Annotated in this window: 13 protein-coding genes; 1 reads left to right on the top strand and 12 read right to left on the bottom strand. The window is 44.0% G+C overall.

The features are described 5' to 3' along the window. Positions 1-43 precede the first annotated feature (43 nt). The 10 genes from glmS to GKG41_RS01200 form a co-directional block, all read right to left on the bottom strand. Positions 44-1870: a glutamine--fructose-6-phosphate transaminase (isomerizing) gene (gene glmS, locus GKG41_RS01155; protein ID WP_072853625.1), complete on the bottom strand. Its 1827-nt coding sequence runs from the start codon at positions 1868-1870 to the stop codon at positions 44-46. A gap of 75 nt (positions 1871-1945) precedes the next feature. Beyond that, complete coding sequence (locus GKG41_RS01160; protein ID WP_154256425.1) at positions 1946-2890, bottom strand: glycosyltransferase family 2 protein; 945 nt, start codon at positions 2888-2890, stop codon at positions 1946-1948. Between the two features lie 75 nt (positions 2891-2965). Continuing rightward, positions 2966-4072 (bottom strand): LCP family protein, encoded by a 1107-nt coding sequence (locus GKG41_RS01165; protein ID WP_154256427.1) that lies wholly within the window; start codon positions 4070-4072, stop codon positions 2966-2968. Positions 4073-4088: 16 nt separating this feature from the next. Further along, positions 4089-5492, bottom strand: a complete 1404-nt coding sequence (locus GKG41_RS01170) for an undecaprenyl-phosphate glucose phosphotransferase (protein WP_154256429.1) — start codon at positions 5490-5492, stop codon at positions 4089-4091. 88 nt (positions 5493-5580) lie between these two features. After that, positions 5581-7110, bottom strand: a complete 1530-nt coding sequence (locus GKG41_RS01175; RefSeq protein WP_154256431.1) for a glucosyltransferase domain-containing protein — start codon at positions 7108-7110, stop codon at positions 5581-5583. Between the two features lie 28 nt (positions 7111-7138). Then, the gene (locus GKG41_RS01180; RefSeq protein ID WP_154256433.1) at positions 7139-8095 is read right to left on the bottom strand and encodes a glycosyltransferase family 2 protein; all 957 of its coding nucleotides are present in this window, start codon (positions 8093-8095) and stop codon (positions 7139-7141) included. Positions 8096-8108: 13 nt separating this feature from the next. Further along, positions 8109-9974: a glycosyltransferase family 2 protein gene (locus GKG41_RS01185; RefSeq protein WP_072853637.1), complete on the bottom strand. Its 1866-nt coding sequence runs from the start codon at positions 9972-9974 to the stop codon at positions 8109-8111. Between the two features lie 102 nt (positions 9975-10076). Continuing rightward, on the bottom strand, positions 10077-10418 hold the full coding sequence (locus GKG41_RS01190) for an EamA family transporter (protein WP_084068026.1): 342 nt from the start codon (positions 10416-10418) through the stop codon (positions 10077-10079). Then, positions 10405-10755: an EamA family transporter gene (locus GKG41_RS01195; RefSeq protein WP_072853639.1), complete on the bottom strand. Its 351-nt coding sequence runs from the start codon at positions 10753-10755 to the stop codon at positions 10405-10407. Before GKG41_RS01195 ends, GKG41_RS01190 begins: the two co-directional genes overlap by 14 nt. 18 nt (positions 10756-10773) lie before the next feature. Next, positions 10774-12135: a glycosyltransferase family 39 protein gene (locus GKG41_RS01200; RefSeq protein ID WP_154256435.1), complete on the bottom strand. Its 1362-nt coding sequence runs from the start codon at positions 12133-12135 to the stop codon at positions 10774-10776. A gap of 183 nt (positions 12136-12318) precedes the next feature. Here GKG41_RS01200 and GKG41_RS01205 point away from each other — a divergent pair, with 183 nt between their 5' ends. Next, on the top strand, positions 12319-13275 hold the full coding sequence (locus tag GKG41_RS01205; RefSeq protein ID WP_072853643.1) for a glycosyltransferase family 2 protein: 957 nt from the start codon (positions 12319-12321) through the stop codon (positions 13273-13275). Between the two features lie 56 nt (positions 13276-13331). On the opposite strand, the gene rfbD is transcribed toward GKG41_RS01205, so the two are convergent. Both rfbD and GKG41_RS01215 read right to left on the bottom strand, forming a co-directional pair. Then, positions 13332-14180 carry a dTDP-4-dehydrorhamnose reductase gene (gene rfbD, locus GKG41_RS01210; RefSeq protein WP_154256437.1) on the bottom strand — a complete coding sequence of 283 codons (849 nt, stop codon included), beginning with the start codon at positions 14178-14180 and terminating at the stop codon, positions 13332-13334. Positions 14181-14209: 29 nt separating this feature from the next. Next, the gene (locus GKG41_RS01215) at positions 14210-15868 is read right to left on the bottom strand and encodes a glycosyltransferase (protein ID WP_154256439.1); all 1659 of its coding nucleotides are present in this window, start codon (positions 15866-15868) and stop codon (positions 14210-14212) included. Positions 15869-15870: the final 2 nt, after the last annotated feature.

The following is a 15870-nucleotide window of genomic DNA, read 5'->3' on the forward strand; positions in this document are numbered from 1 at the left end:
TAGAACGTTGAAGAAATCATGAAAGGGGAAATTTCTTTATTTTCTATTCAACAGTGACCGATTTTGCCAGGTTTCTGGGCTTATCTACATCAAGGCCTTTGCCCAAAGATACATAATATGAAAAAAGCTGAAGAGGTATAATTGCAAGAGAATTAGCAAAATATTTGTTTGTCTTGGGAAGGTAGATCACATAGTCAGCACTTTTTTCAATTTCAATATTACCGGCGTTTGTAACAGCCAGTACAAAAGCCCCTCTGGTTTTTACTTCCTGCACGTTGCTTAAGGTTTTCTTGTAAAGCTCTTCCTGGGTAAGAACCGCGCTCACCAGGGTCCCCTCCTCAATCAGAGAGATGGTGCCATGCTTTAATTCTCCTGCCGCGTACGCCTCTGAATGGATATAGGAGATCTCCTTCAGCTTTAAAGATCCCTCCATAGAGATAGCATAGTCTATGCCCCTGCCGATAAAGAACACATGCTCTGTAGCCAGATATCTGTTGGCAAATCTCTGTATTCTCTCCTTATTCGCCAGCAGAAGCTCAATCTGTGCAGGAAGCCGCTTCAGATCTTCTATCATCTCCTGGAATACTTCTTCCGAGATCTCGCCTCTTACCTTTGCAAACTTCATTGCCAGCAGATAGTGGGCAATCAGCTGTGTGCTGTATGCTTTTGTTGTGGCAACCGCAATCTCAGGGCCTGCCCAGGTATACATGACATTATCAGCTTCCCTGGCGATAGAACTTCCCACCACATTTACAATGCCCAGCACTTTAATTCCATGAGATTTTGCCTCCCTGAGAGCGGCCAGAGAATCCGCTGTCTCCCCGGACTGGCTCACAATGACAGCAAGGGTATTCGGTTCGAAGATAGGGTTCCTGTACCGGAATTCCGATGCCAGATCGACCTCTACGGGAATCCTGGCCAGCCCTTCAAACACATACTTAGCTGTTACTCCTGTGTGATAAGCGGAACCGCAGGCTATAATATATATTTTCTTTATCGCCCGGATCTCTTCGTCTGTCATCCCCAGTTCTTCAATGACAATATCACCGTCCTTCAGACGCGGGCTTAAGGTATCTGTCACTGCTTTCGGCTGCTCATACATCTCCTTAAGCATGAAAAATTCATAGCCGCCCTTCTCAGCAGCACTAATATCCCACTCAATGGTGGTAGGCGTCTTTTCCAGAACTTCTTCATCCACATTAAAAAACTCCACACTGTCATTGGTCATGCGGACAATTTCTTCGTTCTCAATAAAATATACACTTCTTGTATATTTTAAGACAGCAGGAACATCAGAAGCGATAAAATTTCCCACCTGGCTTTTACCTACAATAAGAGGACTGTCCTTTCGCACCGCGTATACCTGCTTAGGATGCTCCTGAAACATAATCCCCAGTGCATAAGAGCCCTCCATCCGGTGCATGATCTTTACAATTGCCTCCAGGGGATCTCCTTTATAGTAGTAGTCCAGCAGATGGGCAATTACCTCTGTATCGGTCTCTGACACAAATTCATAGCCTTTATTTTCCAGCTTTTTTCTTAGCTTCAGATAATTTTCTATAATTCCGTTGTGTACTACAACAATACTGCCGTCTCTGTTAAAGTGGGGGTGGGCATTAATATCCGAAGGTGATCCGTGAGTAGCCCACCGGGTATGCCCGATCCCTGCCGTACCGGGGAGTGTGCTTCCTCCATGTGTCAGTTCATCCAGAACCTTTAACCTGCCCATGGATTTTACCATCTCAATATCGGTTCCATTGTAGACAGCAATCCCCGCGGAGTCATATCCTCTGTATTCCAACTTTGAAAGTCCATCCAGCAGAATGGGAGCAGCCTGCTGTTCGCCAATATATCCTACAATTCCACACATACTTTTAACCTCCACCTGTTTGTACAATCGTACTTGTTTTTTGTCCTTTTACAATAACAGGCTTATCATACCAGATTACATTTTAAATGTCCAGTATTCCTTATTCATGGTGCATATACGGATCAGCCATTTGGGCAGCCTGCGGTAGGCCTTCCCCAGACGGTATCCCAGAAACTTAAATCCACTGTTTAAGAACAGATAGGGAAGCAGCCATGGCTTGTGTATGGCACACAGATAGGCCGCTGTTCTCTTTACAAGGCGTATCCCCTCATTCTCCGACTTTATATTTGCGAAAACCTCCGGATGAGTTACCTGGGAAACAGCAAGATCAAAGTTTCTCTTCAGCTGCTGGATATTCCCATAGTTGTGGGAATGATAGACTCTGGCCTTGGCCGTATACGCAATGGCATACCCTTTATGAATCAGATGGCCCGCATAAATCATATCTTCATTAAATATTGTGTGCAGGGGAAACCCGCCCAGCTTCTCATACGCAAGACGGTCATAAGCAGCACATACATTAGAGCAGAAAAATGTCTTAATCCCCAATTCAGGCAAATCCTCTAAGCTTTTTATACGGCTGGTTTTCGGATAATTAAAGGAGCGGGTATACCGCTCTATTATCCGGCAGTCGCTGTTCGGCAGCTGACGTGCATAGGCTGCTTTTACCTTATCATTTTCAAAGGCTTCTGTCAGGTTCTCTACCAAATGTGTATCTGCGGGTATCGCATCCTGGGTCATAAAAAGGACGATGTCTTCCTGGCAGCAATACCCTACAGCTTCATCCCTGGTTCCTCCATGATCAAATTCGGACTTTTCGATATGGTGTACTTCCATATTAGGAACCTCCCTCTCCCAGGATTCCTTCCAATATTCCTTCCCTGTATTCATGATTACAATTTTTTCTATGGGATAGCTTTGTTTCGCCAGCCCATGAAGAAGCTTTACAAATTCATCCCCGGCTTTGTAAACAGGAATCACTACATCCACTGTTTTTCTGCCTTTCTTGCTCTCTTCCATCCTTTTCTTCTCCTTCCTGACGTTATAACAGTGACCCGGGTGTTTACCCGGGTCACTGTTATAACTGATCATTTTCTATTCTTCACTGCTCTCGTCACCGCTGCTGTCAACGGATTTGTTTTTACCGATTCCTGTCAGTTCAACCGTATACTTGCTTCTCTTGTGAATGGTATCGGAAGGTGCATAGGCTTCATCTGCAAACAGGAACTGATGCAGCTGTACTACATTGGTCTCCAGATTATCCGGTATTACACAATCTTGCTTCTTTACCTTTTTCTCCGTGTGTTCAAACGGGAAGCCTGCCGTCTCTGTAATCTGGTAGGACAGCATGGACATACCCATGTCGATAATTTCATTTTTCTGCAGGTTAGTAGAAATCATAGGGAACACCTTATCCATAATTTTCATTAGAGTAGGTACCCCTGCAGTTTTTGCTTTGTCCACAATCTTAGAAATAACCTCTCTCTGTCGCTCTGTCCTGGTAAAATCATTGCCGGATGTATAACGGATTCTTGCATAGGCAGTTGCCTGGATTCCTGTCATATTATAAGTCCCCGGCCCCGGGAGCTTCTCATAGTCTTTTCCGGTGATTTCCTTCAGCTCCACACAGTAATTATTCAGATGGACATACTCCTGATCGTCAACTTCAATTTCAATTCCCCCTAACATATCAATGACTTCAATTAGGGAGTCAAAATTTACTGATACATATTGGGTGATATCCAGATCCAGATTCGTATTCATCATGGAAATCGCCTGCTCCGGACCTCCGTAAGCATAGGCAGCATTACATTTTGTATAAGTGTCGTCTCCCACATTGAGGTACGTATCCCGGTAAAGAGAGATAAGCCGTACTTCTTTGGTGTCATTATTGATACTGGCGATAATCATAGTATCACTGTTCCCCTTTTCCAGGTTCCCGTCACGGGAGTCAAGTCCGAACAGTGCAATATTCATATAGCCGGTAAGCTTCTCATTCTGCACAACCTCCTCATTAATCTCTACCTTTTCCATATCAAGGGTCTTAGTATCGATTTTGTCCAGCTGCTGATTTAATTTGGCATACACAAACAGTGCACTGATCAGCACCAGCAGAATAAGCAATTCAATACCAAATAATATTCTTCTTCTCTTTCGTCTTTTGTAGGCCTTGCTGGCCTTATTCAGTTTTTTCTTAGCCATTTTCAATCCCCTTAACCTAATAAGCGTTTTTGTTTACAAATCCTTTGAATATGGTTAAAAACAAAATTTTGATGTCAAGACCAATGGTCCAATTCTCAATGTAATATAAATCATATTCAATTCTTTTGCGAATGGATGTGTTCCCCCTGTATCCATTCACCTGTGCCCATCCGGTAAGCCCGGGCCGCACCTGATGTTTAATCATATATCTTGGGATTTCTTCCCTGAACTTCTCTACAAAAAACGGACGTTCCGGTCTGGGCCCCACAAGGCTCATATCCCCTTTTAAAATATTAAACAGCTGCGGCAGCTCATCAATGCTTGTTTTCCGCATCAGCTTGCCGAAGTTTGTAACTCTTGGGTCATCCTTAACTGTCCAGGCCTTTTTTTCTTCTGCATCCGGCTGCACATCCATAGAGCGGAATTTATACATCCAGAAGTTTCTGTTGTGAAGGCCAACCCTCTCCTGCTTAAAGATCAATGGACCCGGAGAGGTGATTTTTATCATAATCACCGTAAAGAGCATAACAGGTGAAAATAATACAATTGCAACAATGGAACCTGCAATGTCCATCAGACGCTTTACCATAGCATTAAAGGTATTGGACAATGGAACATAGCGAATATTAATTACCGGAAGTCCTAAAATATCTTCCGTATATGGTTTTGTAGGAATAATATTATTATAATCTGGGATAAACTTTGTATGAACGCCGGACTTTTCGCAGAGAGAAACAATCTCCTCCAGCCGGAAGTATTCACTTAGACCCAGGGTAATCGCAATTTCATCCAAACGGTTTGCCGGAAGAATTACCAGAAGATTCTCAATTCTCCCAATGACTTTAATCCCTTTGTATTCGGTCCCGGCCTCTACACTGTCATCCAGAATACCCCGAACCTTATATCCCCACTGAGGATTTTGAATGATACGGTCGATATACTCTTCTGCCGCTCTGCTGTACCCCACCAGCAAAATGTGCTTTTGATTCAGCCCCCGCCGGCGCATGTCACGGAGAATAAACCGTATAGCATTGCGCACGATTGTCTCAGCCACAATATTGATACCGTAAAAAATAAAGAGCATAGTACGTGAAAAATTAATTTCCCGCATCAGATAAAGTCCGACAATCAGCAGAAACAAACCAATGGTATTCGCCTTAACGATATTGCTGACTTCCAGCCGCCCTCCCTGCACCCGTTTGGGGGTATACAGGTTAAATGCATAATATAAAATCAAATATCCCGGAACGATGACAACCAAAGCTGCCATGTAACGTTCAAACGATAATGTCTTTACCGAATTCTGAAAAAAGGGACTTTCAAACTTGATAAACCATGCCAGCCAGTAAGACACAGCAATTACAAAAGCATCAATCACTACATGCAAGCGGTTAAAATGCTTTTGATTGTCTTTAATCAATGGTTACCACCTTCTATTTCATCTTAATCATTAATACTATACAATAAAACCATACAAAGGGCAACTAAATATTTTCTTAAGTCTTTCCTTATTCAACATTGTTCGTCAAAAACCACTTCCCGGTGGGCTGGGAAAAATAAACAATAATTGTCTCGTCAGTCTCCCGGATACTATTTTCCATAGGCCATTCCCTCATTCCCTCCATCTGATCCAGAGAGATTTTGATCTGTTCTGGCGTAGGTTTCATAATCCGGTAACCCTCGGTAGCCAAAAAATCAGCCATCCTGGCAATATTGCCGTCATCCCATGCAAAGACAGAGCCTCCGATAGTATCAGATGTTTCTATTGGAACAGAATCATAATCTTCCATTCCCACAAAAACCACCGGTTTCTTATGATAATCCATGCCCGCCTTTTTTATATCGTACATCAACTGGTTGGCAACAGTCCGATCATGCTCATATCCGATACTCCCATAGTAAAACAAAAGATTCATGTTTCGGGCATTTAAAAACAGCAGATAGGAAAGAACAACAACCGCTGTTTTTTTGGCTGCGCTGCGCTTTATGGCAGAGAGAATCAGCCAGATTTCTATCCCTCCTGCCAAAGGAAGTGCAAGAAGGTGTCTTCCGTGGGTTTTATAAGTCCCCAGTACCAGGTACAGGATGAACGGAGCTGCCGTAAGAGCTGCCGTAAAAAACAGAATCCCTGCTTTTCTTCTTCCCCCTTTTTCCGCAAAGAATCTCCAGACGGAAAAGAGTACAAAGGCTGCTGTCACCGCACAGAGAACCACTCCTCCGTATATCTTTACTTCTCCCACTGGAATGCCGAAGGAAACACGCGCTATATTAGCAAATGCCATAAACAGGGCCCTCAGAGGACCGCCCTCATCCAGCCATCCCACATAATTTTCCTCCAGGTAATCTGCGGTTCCGGTCAGGAAGACAACACCCATATTAATCAGGTAATATATGATAATACTTCCAATGCACAGAGAGGCACATACCCCAATCTCTCTGCCAAGCCGCTCCCGCCCATCCATAAAGTTTAGAAGGCAGTAGCCCACAACGGCTGTAACATACACACAGATAAGAGCCTGATAAACCCCAAACGCAAAGATCAAGAGAAGCAAAATGACGGGAATTTCCTTCTTTCCGCTGCCCTTTAGCAGGCAAACAGACCGCCAAAAAGCAAGTGCGGTAAAAACCATAGCCACACAAACCTGCAGATTAAACATGGAAAATGAAAGAATCTCTCCTACCACGAAGGGCAGGGAAGAATAGTACGAACAGAAAAAGAAAAGAGGCAGTCTCTTATCCCCTGAATCCTTTCCCAGAAGACTGTAGGCGTAGATAATGCCCGAAAGATTCCAGAGAACAATTGACAGAAAGTCCCACAAAAACGGTGCATAATTACCATTCTGTGTAAACAGCCAGTTGAAAATTTGGGTGCTGAACCTCCCCTGAAGGAGCCAGAGAAGAGAAGACCCGTCCGCCAGAATCCACGTTTCTTCATCAATGGTTATTGTATGATGTGTCAGCATAAAACCAAAACAAACCAGAGAGAAAAGAAATGCTCCCGCAAATACTTTTCTGTTTTTATTCATATATTCCAGCATATCGTCACGTTCCTTTCTCCTTGTCCTGTCAGCGCATCAGTCTTCTTACTATATTAAGATACAGTTCCCACTGGATTCTCAGATAATTTATCAAATGTTTTCCGGAAAATTTTACCTTTTTTCCCTTTGCGCTGATTCTAAAACCATTGACAATCCCGGCTGCATATTCTCTTGCAAAACCTTTCTCCGCAAAAAATATCTCTTTCGCCAGAAATCCGGCCAGAAGCAGCGGAAGATTCCATAGAATTTGAAGGAGAGGCATATTCTTATAAATCAGGTAGATATTATTTCTGGAGGAATAGCGTACCTTAAACAAATTATATCTGGAGCCGCTGGTTCCGCTTCCCACATGATGTACAACAGCATCCGGAGTAAAGATATTCTCATATCCATAGATTCTGGCCCGATACCCGATATCTATATCTTCAAGATACGCAAAGTGTTCCTCGTCAAAATATCCAATTTCTTTCATAATACTTTTCCGGTAGATAGAAGCTCCGCCGCAGGCGGCAAATATCTTTTCCTCACGCTGATACATTTCCTGAAGCTTCCCTTTCCCCCTGGCAAATGCCCACCCCAGAGCACAGTAGTAATTCCCCGCATCATCTATCCTTGAGGGATCGTGCATCTGCACCATCTTACCCTGGCAGGAAAATCTTTTCGGACTTTTACGGATGCTGTTCAGTAAATTCCCCACAAAATCCTTTTCCGCTTTTGTATCGTTGTTCAGCAGAAGCACATATGGGGCGCTGGATGCATATATCCCCTCATTTACAGCCCTGCAGAACCCAAAATTCTCAGAAAGCGCGATCAGCTTTACCTCCGGATATTCCTGCTGGACAAGCTCACGGCTCCCATCAGAAGATCCATTGTCGACAACGATTACCTCAAAGTTGGTAAAGCGCTGAGCCTTCAGCGCCTCCAGACAGTCTCTCATATATGCAATTCCATTAAAATTAGGTATCACGACGGATACTTCCTTCATAATACTACCTCTTCTATCTCATCTGATGCTTCAGACGTTCTATTGGCTTCAAAGAATAATTCCATTTCGTCAGAGATAGATTTTTATTGTAGCAGGGATCTCCCTCTTTTAATATCTCTTCCCAATGACAGCGGATATATTCTATTTCTCTTTGAAATCTTCGTACTTTTTCTTTGTTGTCTTCAATCCCCCTGCTTTTTGATTCATAATGATACAGTTCCGCATAAGGATTATAAACAATCAAATATTCTGCCTGCCTTACTTTCAGGCAGAGATCTATATCGTTAAAAGCAACCTTCAGCTCTTCGGAAAAGCCGCCCACCTGAGCAAACACGTGTTTCTTCATCATCATGCAGGCTGCCGTCACCGCACTCATATCCTGCTGAACGGAGGCTTTGTGGAGATATCCGGTCCTGCTTCTGGGCATGTTTACAAACATATGGCCGGCAATACCGCCCATCCCAATGACACAGCCCGCATGCTGAATGGTGTCATCCGGATAATACAGCTTCGCCCCCACAGCACCCACTTCCTTTCTCTGGCAGTGGCCCAGCAATTCTTCCATCCACCTGGGATTAATCACTGTAATATCATTATTCAGAAACAGCAGATATTCCCCATTCGCATAGGAAACCGCATAATTATTAATTGCAGAATAATTAAATTCACCCTCCCAGACAATGACACGTATCTTCTCATTCGTTTTCAGTTCCTCATAATACTGAAATATCTCCGGCGAAGTACTGTTGTTCTCTATTATCAAGATCTCGTAATTGGAGTAAGATGTTAGTTCCATTACTGAATCGAGACATTTCTTTAATGATTCTTTCTCATCTTTATTGGGGATAATCACAGACACCAAAGGCTCTCCGTCAACCGGATACTCTACCCGGTAAAACCCCAGGTCCTTGGTATGGCTTACCCTTCCCTTCACTCCCATCCGGTCCAGGTGGGCTTCAATTGCCCTTTTTCCTGCATCAAAAGCATACATTTTACTGGCAGGATTATCTGCCGTTGATGCTTTGTGTGTTCTCCAGTGATAGAGTATCTCCGGTACATGTGCCACTTTCCGGGCCTTCTCCACACAGCGGAATATAAAGTCATAGTCCTGAGCCCCATCGAACTCTCTGCGGAATCCCCCTGCCTGTTCCACCAGTTTTTTTCTCACCACAAAAAAATGACAGATATAATTATTGGAACGCAGCAGGTCAAGGTTAAAATCAGGTTTAAAATGGGGCTGGAAATGCTCGTCCAGCTCTGCAGTGACTTTATCCTCGTCTGTATAGACCGCATCTGTCATTTCATCTCGTTCCAGTGCGGCAGCAATCTCATATAGGGCATTGGGCGCCAGAAGGTCATCGTGATCCAGCAACCCCACAAAATCACCGGAAGCCATAGCAAAAGCCGCGTTCGTATTTTCTGCAATTCCCAGGTTCTTCTCCAGTTTCTGAAAATGAATCCTGGAATCTTTATCTGCATATTCCTCCAGAATCTCTTCCATACCTTTATCCTCCGGGCTGCCGTCAGCTATACACAGCTCCCAATTATCATAGGTCTGATCCAACAGAGAATCCAGCATCTGGCGCAGAAAAAGCTCCGGCGTACGGTACGCCGGCACTACCACACTAATTTTATATTTCTTATTCCAATGTCTACTCTTTTGCAGCTCCAGTTCCTCTTTTCCTGGTATGTACTGTTCGTACCAGGGCCCGTAAGGTATTTCCTCAGGTTCAAACCGCTCGCTGAGCCGAACCCAGAATTCCTTTAATCCGTAATGCTTCAGATATCTCAGCCCCTTTTGGATAGTATAAGGAGAGAGCTTTTTCAATACTCTGCTCCACTCTATTCCTCCCAAGGGCATATTATTATTTTCACTCATAATGTTTTTCCTTATATATCGCCTGCCAGGAGCAGACATTTGTGTACTTGATACAGTATTCTAGCATTATCCAGAGGCTTTTGCAAGATTCCATGCATAGTCTCAGGAGTAAAAGACTACAATCCCCACCAAAATCAAAAGATTCCCCAATAGTTTTCTCTTCGTGATCTTCTCCTGAAAGAACACCCAGCTGAGTACCATTACAAATATAAATCCCAAAGACTCAACCACAGGCCCATTCTTAAAGTCTACTTTTTTGTACGCAGCAATGGTAAGTAAAGTAGATAGAATCATCAGTGCATACCCAGCAATTACATGGATATTAAGATACTCTCGTATAATCGAAGGGTAGACCTTCCCGGCACTCTTCTTCAGCAGCACTTGAGAAAAGGCGGCCACTACCACCGCTGCCACCAGAAATAAATAATAATTATTCACTGTCATCTGTATTCACCACCATTATCCCTGCAAATATAATCCCAACGCCCAGTAAATTGCGAAGAGTTACGGTTTCCTTAAAAAATAAAACTGCCCACAGCATGGACCAGAATATTGCAAACGCTCTGTTGGCATAGGCCACAGATAGTTCCACACGCTTTATCACCTGCTGCCAGACGACAGCATATATTCCCAGAACGCCCATCTGGATCCCATAACACAGGATAAATCCCCAGGACAAAAAGGGATAGCCTGAGGCAAACTTTGCAGCCACGGTCTCAAATGTATAAATGATAACCGCCAGCTGCAGTACTATAATCTGTATGGGTGATATTTTTTTCACTGTTGTTCTCCTTTTAGATTACGTAAAATGTACAAACCCGTATTTAGGGAATATAACACCAAAGAAGCTATACAAAGCTACAGCTGCAACAAACACAACAAGGAGTCCATACACAGCTTTTTGCTTTTTCCCATCTTTTATCATTATTTGTGCCAAGGTCTTAATTCCATATACTACATAAAACATAAATGGAATCAGCATTGGCAGACTATACCTTCCCTGGGGCTGGAAATCTACAAAGTAAGAATGATAAAGGTTTAGAAAATTGGTGATGCCTATGGCCGCCAGCATCCCAATGTGGAAAAAGCCCTCCATGACCCATTCTCTGTTTTTTCTGATTGTAAAAAGCCTTTTCAGACGAATCAGACATCCCAAAGCTCCTCCGGTAAATATAACAAGATAAACAGCATATATACCCTGGGGCAGATAGACATCCATATATCCAAACACCCCTACAAAACTCTGAAACACCTTGTGCAGCCACTGCTGACCAAAGAGCATTCCCCCCAGCCCCATACCGGTATGATGCGGGTTAGGATTCAGGCTCGGCTTGTACTGGGGAATGGCGTACAAATCACCATAGTAGTTATTTGTCTTCAGGCCCAGAAAATCCCCGTCATAAATTATATAATTGCGGATAAACCACCATCCGGTCAGCAGAAACACGATCCCCAGAATAAACAGGCCCTTCCTCAAAAAAGGACTCCACTGCCACTTTTTCTCCTGACATAGTAACATAGAACAGGCAAAAATAAAAGCACTGCTTAGAAGATAACCATAGGCATTGTAATAAGAAAGTATACAAAATGACATACCCACAGCAAGGCCAGCACAGTATTTATAATCCCATTTGGTCTCAATTCCCCTTATCCACATGTATACGATAAAGGCTGTGGAGAAGATAGCCATAGCATCATTATTAACATATGCCCCCACAAATACAGCCTCCGGCAGAAGCATGCAGAGTGCAATATAAAGCCAGCTTCCTGATTCCGGAAATAATTTCTTTCCGATTTTTACGGCAAAAACTGCCGTTCCTGTAGTAAACAGTACACTTGGTATCCTGGCCGCCATAACCAGAGCAAAATCACTGGCAGAAAAAAAGCTCACAATCTTCATAAATCCCGCAGAAAAAATATACGATAAGATAGGAAAAAAGCCATAGGAAACTCCCCAGTAGGGGTCCCGGATCCTGGGATCCCCTCCGTGAGGCAGAGCTCCATATTTATAAATAAAATGCGGAATCTCATATCGCATATACTCATCCGGTGCATTATTGTACGGTATAATAAATGCCCACATGAGCACAAACACAAATACAAAAGCAATAAAAAACCTGTTTAAGTTTCTCCCCTCATTTTTCAACAGATACTCTTTCATAAATTATACTCCTTATTTTAATTTTCTCCCTAAATACCCGCTCCTTATCATATCATACTGTGTCTAAAATTTAATTAAATCTTTCTTAAAAATCTTTAAGCTTCCTCTCTTGCCCCTTTCTTTCCATTTTTTCCTATGCTATAATAACCCCTGCAAGGATTAGAGAAAGAGGAGGCAATTCCCTTGAAATATGATAAAAAACTTTCATTTGTAATTCCCTGCTACTACTCAGAGCTGTCTGTCGGCCATGTGGTAGAAGGGATTTTTCAGGCATTCCCCGCGGATGACTATAATTACGAAATTATACTGGTAAATGACGGTTCCAAAGACAATACCTTTTCCGTCATCCAGGAGCTTGCCCATAAACATCCCCAGATAATCGCTGCAAATCTGTCCCGAAATTTTGGACAAGATGCCGCACTGATGGCGGGCTACTCCCTGTGTACCGGGGACTACATCATTTCCCTGGATGACGACGGCCAGAATCCCCCTATGGAAGCTCACAAGCTTCTGGAAAAGATCCAGGAAGGATACGATGTGGTTTTTGGCAAATACCATGTGAAGAAACACAGCCGTTTTAAAAACTGGGGCAGCCGTCTGAACGATCGCATGGCCACCTGCCTGCTGAACAAACCAAAAGAACTGACTTTATGCAGTTACTTTATCATGACCCATTTTGTGGTAGACCAGATACTGAAGTATGACAGCGGTTTCCCCTATATCTGGGGATTAATTCTCCGTTCCACAGATAAAATCGCCAATGTCTATATTGACCATAAGGAACGGGAATTCGGTACCACAACCTTTACCCTCGGAAAACTTGTCATGCTCTGGCTGAATGGATTTACTTCCTTTTCCATTAAGCCTCTGCGCCTGGCCAGCATTGCTGGCGGTGTTTTCTCCTGCCTTGGATTCCTGGGGGCACTCTACATTGTGATTAGCCAATTCTTCCATCCAGAGCCAATTGTGGGATGGGCCTCCCTGATGTGTGTACTGCTGGTAATCGGTGGTCTGCTTATGATTATGCTGGGGCTGCTGGGAGAATATATCGGACGTGTTTTTCTCAGCATCAACAAAGCACCTCTCTTCATCATACGGGATCTATACAGAAATCCGGAAGAGAATAAAAACGAAAATTAAAATGAGGCTGCCGGTATTTCCGGTGCCTCATTTTTCTTTCGTAACTGTAACCTCCGTCAACGCTCCAGAATAATATCCAGATAGCGGGACAGCGCATCCTGCCATGCCGGCAGGCGCTGAAATCCGTTTGCCGTAAGCTTTTCTTTACTCATCCTGCTGTTATGAGGACGCTTTGCCTTTGCCGGAAACTGAGAACTGTCTACAGGATTCACCTTAACTTTAACTCCTGCCTGACGGAAGATTTCCCTTGCAAATTCATACCAGGTACATAGACCTTCATTTGTCGCATGATAAAAGCCATAGTTATCTGTCTCTATCATATCTACCAGCAGTCTCGACAGATCATATGTGTACGTGGGAGATCCTATCTGATCATTTACCACATTCAGCTCATCATGTGATTTTGCCAGATTCAGCATCGTCTTTATAAAATTCTTCCCATTTACGCCGAACACCCACGCAATACGGACAATAAAAAATTTCTCCACATTGTTTTCTACTGCCAGTTCCCCTTCATATTTTGTCTGTCCATAGATATTCAGAGGCTGCCTGGGATCATCCGGTTCCCAGGGCCGTTCCCCTTCTCCGTCAAACACATAGTCTGTGCTGATGTATACCATCTTTGCATCCAGTTTTTTGCATACCTTTGCAATATTTTCTGTCCCGAAGGCATTTACTTTCCGGCAAAGCTCTTCATTGTCCTCAGCCGCATCAACTGCCGTGTAGGCGGCACAGTGTACCACAGTATCTGCCCCAGACTCTGAAATAACTGTTTCCACAGCCTCAGGATCTGTGATATCCATCTCCTCTACGTCTACCCCGATGCCCTCATATCCTCTTTTTGCCAGCTCATTCATAACATCAGTACCCAACTGGCCCTTTGCTCCTGTCACTAAAACTTTCATATTTGCTACCCGCCTTTCTTCTTCTCACACTATCCCAAAGAAAAATCACATCTCTTTTTCGTCAGGTTAGGATTATAACAGGGATCCCCTCTCTTAAGCTCACTCTTCCATATTTCACAGAACTTGTCCACTTCTTTTGGATTACAGGATGTCTCAACCACAGCTTTCTCCTTTTGCTTAGACGGAGATCGTTCTGTACAAGCCTCTGCCATAGGCAGATACACAATCAGATATCCCGCCTGTTTCACCTTCAGGCAAAAATCCAGATTGGCCAGACCTCTGTCTGTAAAGAGATATTCCTGATTCTGGTTTACTATATCGTATACCTCTTTTTTTACCATCATAAACTCTGAGGAAACCGCACTCACATCCTGCTGCATTACCGCTCTTGCACAGTATCCCAGTTCCTCCTTTGGAAGCCCGGAAAATGCATGGGCACCCAGTCCCTTGACTCCCAGCAGAATCCCTGCGGAATATACCCTTTGATCCGGAAAAAATAGTTTTCCCCCCACTGCACCAACCTCCGGTCTCTGGCAGTTAGAGAGCATCTCTTCCAGCCACCCGTCATTCAGTACGGTGATATCCTCACTGAAAAACACCAGATACTCTCCCCTGGCAGCCTCACCCAGGGTCACGATCTCATAATTGGTGTATGACGTGCGACTTTGAATTTTTTTTCTGCACGCCTCTGCCTTAGTCTCAGAAGTAACCGGTGCAATGATAATGGAAACCAGCGGTGTGCCGGTCAGCGCGTAGCGGGTACGGTAAAGCCCCCAGTGGCCTGCGTGCTCCACCTGTGCCTCTATGCTGAGACGGTTCAAATGGGATTCCACCGCCCTTCTTCCGGCCTCGTAGGCATACGCCTTACTTTCCGGATTCCCGGCAACGGAACCTGGATGCATTCTCCAGTAGTATAATATTTTAGGTATGTGCACAATCTCTGCTGCTACCTCCGTGCACCTCAGAATAAAGTCGTAATCCTGTGCCCCGTCATACTCCTTTCGAAAACCGCCAGCCGTCTCTGCCGTCTCTTTTCTGACCGTAAACAGATGGCAGATGTAATTATTCGTTCTCAGATAATCCAGATTGAAGTCCGGCTTGAAATGCGGCTGGTAATGAGTCACAAGCTCCATATCCACCTTATCCTCATCCGTATATACAATTTCTGCTCCGGGATTTTCCTTATAAGCCTTTACTATCTCATAGAGTGCTTCCGGCGCCAGCACATCGTCGTGATCCAGCAATGCAATGATATCTCCGGAAGCCATTGCAAGGGCTGCATTGCTGTTTCCGGAGATCCCCAGGTTTTCCTCCAAAAGTCTGTAGCGGATTCTTTTCTCCCCGGCATATGCATTCTCTACCAGGGCTTCCAATTCTGTTTTGTCCTTTCCGCTCCCGTCAGCAATGCATAGCTCCCAGTTTTCATAGCTCTGGGCTATAACTGAATCTGTCATTTGACGAAAGAAAAGGGCCGGTGTGCAGTATGCAGGCACAATGATGCTTACCAGAGGAGCATCTTCCCAATGTTCTTTCCTCTGCAGTTCCAGTTCCCTGGAGGACGCCCTGTGCATCTGGAACCACTTTTCATAGGCAATCCTCCTGCCTGTGAGAAATTCTGCAGACTTATTCATCATTTCTCTGACACCATAAGTTTTTCCGTACTCCAGAATGCGCTGCAGCTTTTCCATAT

This window comes from Lactonifactor sp. BIOML-A5 (genome assembly GCF_009677585.1).
Classification (GTDB): Bacteria; Bacillota; Clostridia; order Lachnospirales; family Lachnospiraceae; genus Lactonifactor.